The sequence below is a fragment of the Streptomyces phyllanthi genome, from assembly GCF_009377205.1.
GTDB lineage: Bacteria > Actinomycetota > Actinomycetes > Streptomycetales > Streptomycetaceae > Streptomyces > Streptomyces phyllanthi.
Genome location: NZ_VJZE01000001.1, coordinates 100,171 through 106,170, shown reverse-complemented (window position 1 = coordinate 106,170; position 6,000 = coordinate 100,171). Strand labels below are relative to the sequence as shown.

Sequence of the window (6,000 nt, the reverse complement as noted above, 5' to 3'; positions counted from 1 at the left end):
GATTGGGCGGGCAGGGCAGTGGCGGCCGCGGGCATGGGCGCCGTCGGCCTGCAGGAGCTTGTGGAGGGCGAAGGTGCCCTGGGACGCGGGTGAGGCGGCCGTCCTCGAGGCCGGCCGGCGACGAGGTAGGGCTCGTCGGCCCCGCGGGGTGTTGCCCGGCCCCGAACGGGTTCCGTCCTGATGAGCGGGAGGGTCCGCACTCCAGGCCGGAACCGGGGTGCAGGCCGAGGGGAGTTACTCGGATTCTTCCTGCGGAACAGCACGGCCGTTGATCGCATCGGCGATGACGTAGGCCGTGCGGACGAAGGACTCCGCTTCCTGCGCCGACAGGTTCAGCGCGGAAGTCTCCTCCAGGGCCCGCCACATGGCGGTCAGAGGCTCGCGCATCGCCCGGCCCTTGTTGGTGAGGTGGACGACCATGACACGCCGGTCGTGTGCGGCCGGCTCCCGCACGAGCAGACCGGCGTCCTGCATGCGGCGCAGGGACTTGGAGACGGTGGAGTGGTCCAGGCCGACGCTCTCGAGCAGTTCGGACTGAGTCTGGCCGTCCCGGTCGAGGAGTTGCATGAGCAGCAGCTCCTGTCCGGGGTGCAGGTCCATCTCGCGGAGCATGACGGCGGCGCGGGCGCGGTGGGCGCGGGCGAGCTGGAAGATCGCGTAGCTCATCGGCCCCTCGCCGGCCGTGGAGGGGGTGCGGTGTGTGGCGGGCATGCGGTTCCTCAGACGGTGTGGGTGGGGTAGTCGGTGTAGCCGGCCACTCCGCCGCCGTAGAAGGTCGCCGGGTCGGGGGTGTTCAGCGGCGCGTCAGAGCGTAGCCGCTCGACCAGGTCCGGGTTGGCGAGCGCGAGGGCACCGACAGACACGAGGTCGGCGGTGCCGTTGTCGACGTCCTTGGCGCGGGTGGGCAGGTCGGTGCCGGCCCGGTTGAGGATCAGCGTGGTCGGCCACAGCGTGCGCAGGGTGCCCAGCAGCTCCTCGTCGCCCGCGTGCATCACGTGGAGGTAGGCGAGACCGAGCGGGCTCAGGGCGCGCAGGAGTGCCGGATACAGCTCGGCGGTGTCGGACTCGGCGATGTCGTTGTAGGGGTTGCCGGGGGAGATGCGCAGGCCGGTGCGGTCGGCGCCGATCTCGTCGGCCACGGCGGCGACGACCTCGACGGCGAAGCGGATGCGGTTGTCGAGGGAGCCGCCGTAGCTGTCGGTGCGCTGGTTGGTGTTGTCGGACAGGAACTGGTGCACCAGGTAGCCGTTGGCGCCGTGGATCTCCACGCCGTCGGCGCCTGCCGCGATGGAGGCCGCCGCGGCGCGGCGGAAGTCGTCGACGGTCTCCGCGACCTCCTGCGTCGACAGAGGACGGGGCACCGGCATCTCCTGGGGCCCGGACATGGTGAACATCGCGCCCTGCGGCCGGATCGCCGAAGGGGCGACGGGCTGACGGCCGTGGGGGGTGTTGTCGGGGTGGGCGATACGTCCGGTGTGCATCAGCTGGATGACGATCCGGCCGTCGGCCTCGTGCACGGCGTCTGTGACCTTGCGCCACCCGGCGATCTGCTCGTCATTGTGGATGCCGGGGGTGAGGAGGTAGCCCTGACCGTCGGCGGAGGGCTGCGTGCCCTCGGTGATGATGAGCGCGTGCGAGGCCCGCTGGGCGTAGTACTCGGCGTTCAGCTCGGTCGGTACGCCTTCGGGCGTGGAGCGGTCGCGGGTCATGGGGGCCATGACCAGGCGGTGCGGGAGGGAGATGTCACCGACGGTGGTCGGTGTCCACAGGGCGTTCAGCATGAGGGGTCCTTCGGTGCGGTGATGGTCGAAACAGGGGGGAGGCGGGCGTGGTCAGTCGACGGTGAGGACGAGCTTGCCCCGCACGTGCCCGGCGTCGCTGACCTGCTGGGCCGTGGCGGCCTCGGCGAGCGGGTAGGCGGTGACAGTGGTGACGACCTTGCCGCTCGCGGCGTCCTGCGCCAGCGCGGCCAGGCCGGCGGCGGAGCGTTCCCGGGGACTGCTGGAGAAGGTGATGCCGAGCTGGTGTGCGCGGAAGTCGGAGATGGTGACGATGCGCTCGGTGCCGCCGCGCAGGGTGATGGAGTCCTCCAGGGCGCCCTTCCCGGCCAGGTCGAACACCGCGTCCACGCCGTCGGGGGCGAGCGCCCGGACCCGTTCGACCAGGCCCTCGCCGTAGAGAGTGGCGGTGGCGCCGAGCGAGGTGAGGTAGTCCTGGTTCGAGGCGCCGGCGGTGCCGATGACACGCGCTCCGCGGGCTGTGGCGAGCTGGACCGCCAGGGTGCCGACCGCTCCGGCCGCGCCGTGCATCAGTACGGTCTCCCCGGCGACGACGCCGAGCAGGTCCAGGACCCGCTCGGCCGTCGCGCCCGCCACCGGCAGCGCGGCCGCGTGCTGCCAGTCGAGGCCGGCGGGCTTGGGGGCCACGGTGGTGGCCAGCGCGTACTCGGCGTACGAGCCGGTGTCCGACCAGCCCAGCACCTCGTCACCCACCTGCACGTCCCGCACGCCCTCACCCAGGGCGTCCACCACGCCGGCGAGCTCGCCACCGGGGGCGGCGGGGAGGGCCGTGGGGAACGCGGCCTCCATGGCCCCGGAGCGGATCTTGCCGTCCAGCGCGTTCAGTCCGGCCGCCTTGACGCGGACGCGGATCTGGCCGGGGCCGGGCTGCGGGACCTCGATGTCCGCCTCGTGCAGCACTTCCGTGCCTCCGAAACGGTCGAACAGGATGGCTTTCATGATGACTCCTCTCGTATCGCCACCCATTTAGGTGGCTGGACACATAATCAACGTAACAGCAAACATGTGGCTAGCCAAGTATTTGCTGTCGCTCGCGCTGTGCAAGATCGGCCGCGGTCGCATCGGTCTCCTCGGGGTGGCGGTCGAAGCGGGAGGCGCTCCGTCGGAGCGCGCCTTCCGCGGCCAAGGGCTACGTCGGCTGGAAGGTGGACGACCGGGCCGGCCAGTCCCTAGCGGTGCGCGGCTTCCTTCTGGTTCGGGCCCGGGTCGGCTCGCGGTTGGCCGCCCGGGCGGCCTCCAGCTCCGCGTCCCTCTCCTCCGGCCGCGCCAACAGCTCGGTGTTCGCCTGTTCCGGGCGGGAGACCTGGCGCCCCCGTACGGCCCGACCTGGTTGCGGAGTGCCCTGCCGATGAGCAGTCGTCCAGGGTCAGTACCGCCACCCGTCCGCTTCCTGTGCTCGTGTGGCGACCTCACGGGCCACCAGGTTTCGCCCTTCGGTAGCTGGCAGAACTCGGGTCGCCCTTCTCGTGGAGCATGTGGCCGAGCGCCTGAACGGTTCCTCGGCCAGGAAGGGCAGCAGCGCGTCGTCGGCCTCTCCGTGTAAGTCCACGGCGGCCCGCGCGTCCTCGATTGCCACGTACTCGACACGGTAGCGGCGCACAGCACAGCCGCCTCTTGGCGTCGAGTGGCGGGAGGCGGTCGTCGGCATCGTGCATGATCAGCGGTGGTGCGTCCGCTGCGAGAACGGTAGCCCTCTCCAATTATGATGTCAGTGGTGTATGCTGTAAGTGTAATAAGTGCAGATGGGGGACGTGCCTATGGCTTGGAAGATTGTCGTGGTCGAGCCGGCTCTGTCCTGGCTTCACGGCCTGCGCCGCACTGACCGCGACACCCTGATCCAGGTCAGTCAGGCTGTCACTGCCCTTCAGGAGGAAGGTCCCGCGTTGGGCCGGCCTCTGGTGGACACGATCAAAGGTTCGGCGCTGTCGAACCTCAAGGAGCTCCGACCCGGCTCGGCAGGGGCCACGGAAGTGCGGTTGCTGTTTGTGTTCGACCCGGACCGCCAGGCCGTGATTCTGGTCGGCGGCGACAAGGCGGGCAACTGGTCCGGCTGGTACGGCGTCGCGGTGCCCCAGGCGGAGCAGGCATACGCGGAGCATCTGAAGCGAATCGATGGAGAGGACGGGGCGCGATGACTGATCACCTCAAGGACCCGCAGGCTGTCTCCTGGGGAGACCTGGCCGAGGATTTCGCCTTCACCGATGCCGAGAAGGATCAGATTCAGAAGGGGGCGCAGGCGATGGTTCTGGCCTCCCGTGTGCACCGCCTCGCCGAGTTGCGGAAGCGGCAGCACACCACACAGGTCCAGGTCGCCGAAGCCATGGGTGTCACCCAGGCTCGCGTCTCCCGCATCGAGAAGGGCCAGCTGGAGCGCAGCGAGGTCGACACCCTCGCCGCCTACGTCAAGGCACTCGGCGGCAAGCTGAAGATCGTCGCTGACTTCGGTGATGAGTCCTATGTCCTCGGCTGACCGGTCGACGCGCTGCGACCCACGTCGATGATCGGTCCGGTGGACAAGATCGCGCCTTGACGTCAGGGATGGTGCTCCACTCCGGACAAGGGGTGGAGCACCATCTCGTCGGTAAGGGACTCCGCTGTGCGCAGGTTCCATCCTCTTGGCTGAATTGGGTGGACGCGGTCGCTGCTGTGGTAAACGTCGAACTCATCGGCGTCCAGGGGCCATTGAGGGGCCACAAGGACAGGAACAGACCGACAAGCACTGCACAGGGCTGACACTGATCAGCACGTCTGACCTGCAAGAACGGCGTGAATCGGCAATGATCGGCAAGGGCCGCCAAGATCCCCAAAGGACTCATAATCCGTCGGCCGTGGGTTCGAGTCCCACCCGCCTCACCTGTGTAGGTCTCTGACCTGCGGAAACCTTCCTTGTAAGGTGCCGGAGCGTCAACTTTTGCTCAGCGGACTGAATCCGCTGCTCGTAGGTTTGGTGCCAGGTTGGTCTGCCTCGACTGATTCTCGTCTGACCTGCACGGATGTGCGCGGACGTGCAGCCGGTGAGGCGTGTTCTGGACGGCTCGGCTGCGGTAGAGCCATGTGTTGAGGCCATCCTGAGGCCGGAGGCATCGGGGGATTGCTCGGGAGGTGTTATCCGATGGGTCGTCTTTCGACCGACTCCATCAACGGGCGAGATGCGCGCCGGGGCGCCGCGAGCCGTCGCGCCAGACATGGGGAAGGGGTCGGCGCCGTCAATGAGGATCGTGGGGGAGCCGGTCATGCCGAGCCGTGCGGCCTGCACCTGGTCGGCGACCTCGACCATCTCCACCACGGCGGCCCTCCCGCCGAGCGCCTGGTCGATCCGCTCCAGTGCCTGCTGGGCGTGGGGGTAGTCGGGCACCGTCAGAAGCGTGTGATACGCATGGCCGCCGTCCTCCCAGGTCACTGTGGATGCGACCGACGTCAGACCTTTCGGTGCACTGGAAGGTCAAGGCGTAGCCTCGGCTGCATGCGCATCGGAGAACTCGCCGCCGTGAACTGGCTGACGCCCAAGACGATCCGCTTCTAGAGCAGGCCGGTCTGCTTCCCGCGCCCGCCCCGCACGGCAGGCGGCTACCGCGACTACCCGCCGCAGAGCGGCGCCCGGCTCGCCTTCGTCCGCGACGCCCAGTCGCCCGGACCGACACTCGCCGAGATCCGCTCGATCCTCGCTTTGCGCGACTCGGGCGAGGCCCCGTGCGCCCACATCACGGACCTGATCCAGCGGCACCTCGACGACATCGAGCGGCGCATGGCCCAGTTGCGCAAGACCCGCACCGCTCTGCGTGGCCAGCTGAACGCGCCGCCACCACCGACCCGAGCGTGTGCGGGGACACAGACATTGCACAGGGTCGTCCGGCTCCTGCTCGGCGGTGGAGTCCCTGTCGGCGCGGAAGGCGTCCAGAGACATGTCGGGGGCGGTGCGGGACATGGCGGCGAATTCGCCGCGGGGGACGAATCCCCGGCGTCGGCGCAGGGGGATCAGCTCGCCGATGCGGTGGCCGTCGCGGGTGACGGTGAAGGACTGGCCGCTTTGGACAGCGTCCATGATCTCCTTGGATTTGGTGCGCAGGTCGCGCTGGGCGATCTCGGGTTGGGTCGGCTTGGCTCCACGGTAGCCATCGCGTGCTATCGGGTGCCGCCCTGTAGCACTCCAGGCTTCTGGTGACGTCGGCGGGCGGAGCTTCAGCGCGTTGGAAAGGGAATC

General features: G+C 69.0%; 5 protein-coding genes and 2 pseudogenes. 3 read left to right on the top strand and 4 right to left on the bottom strand.

Annotated features, from left to right (window positions below; all coding sequences use genetic code 11):
- Positions 1 to 234: 234 nt before the first annotated feature.
- The 3 genes from FNH04_RS00415 to FNH04_RS00405 are packed head-to-tail and all read right to left on the bottom strand — an operon-like array spanning position 235 to position 2,738.
- Positions 235 to 711: a MarR family winged helix-turn-helix transcriptional regulator gene (locus tag FNH04_RS00415; protein ID WP_152779151.1), complete on the bottom strand. Its 477-nt coding sequence runs from the start codon at positions 709 to 711 to the stop codon at positions 235 to 237.
- An 8-nt stretch (positions 712 to 719) separates the two neighbouring features.
- Positions 720 to 1,781, bottom strand: coding sequence for an alkene reductase (locus tag FNH04_RS00410; protein WP_152779150.1), 1,062 nt, complete (start codon positions 1,779 to 1,781; stop codon positions 720 to 722).
- A gap of 51 nt (positions 1,782 to 1,832) precedes the next feature.
- Positions 1,833 to 2,738: an NADP-dependent oxidoreductase gene (locus FNH04_RS00405; RefSeq protein WP_152779149.1), complete on the bottom strand. Its 906-nt coding sequence runs from the start codon at positions 2,736 to 2,738 to the stop codon at positions 1,833 to 1,835.
- 818 nt (positions 2,739 to 3,556) lie between these two features.
- Here FNH04_RS00405 and FNH04_RS00400 point away from each other — a divergent pair.
- From FNH04_RS00400 to FNH04_RS48475, 3 genes and pseudogenes are all read left to right on the top strand, one after another.
- Entirely contained in the window at positions 3,557 to 3,934 is a 378-nt protein-coding gene (locus tag FNH04_RS00400; RefSeq protein ID WP_152779148.1) for a type II toxin-antitoxin system RelE/ParE family toxin, read from the top strand.
- The gene (locus tag FNH04_RS00395) at positions 3,931 to 4,269 is read left to right on the top strand and encodes a helix-turn-helix domain-containing protein (protein ID WP_104780727.1); all 339 of its coding nucleotides are present in this window, start codon (positions 3,931 to 3,933) and stop codon (positions 4,267 to 4,269) included. The genes FNH04_RS00400 and FNH04_RS00395 overlap by 4 nt, the downstream gene beginning before the upstream one ends.
- A gap of 1,179 nt (positions 4,270 to 5,448) precedes the next feature.
- Positions 5,449 to 5,523 (top strand): annotated as a pseudogene (locus tag FNH04_RS48475) (heavy metal-responsive transcriptional regulator); the annotation flags it as partial.
- Between the two features lie 117 nt (positions 5,524 to 5,640).
- Here FNH04_RS48475 and FNH04_RS00385 read toward each other — a convergent pair.
- A pseudogene (locus FNH04_RS00385) lies at positions 5,641 to 5,841 on the bottom strand (prevent-host-death protein); the annotation flags it as partial.
- Between the last annotated feature and the right edge of the window lie 159 nt (positions 5,842 to 6,000).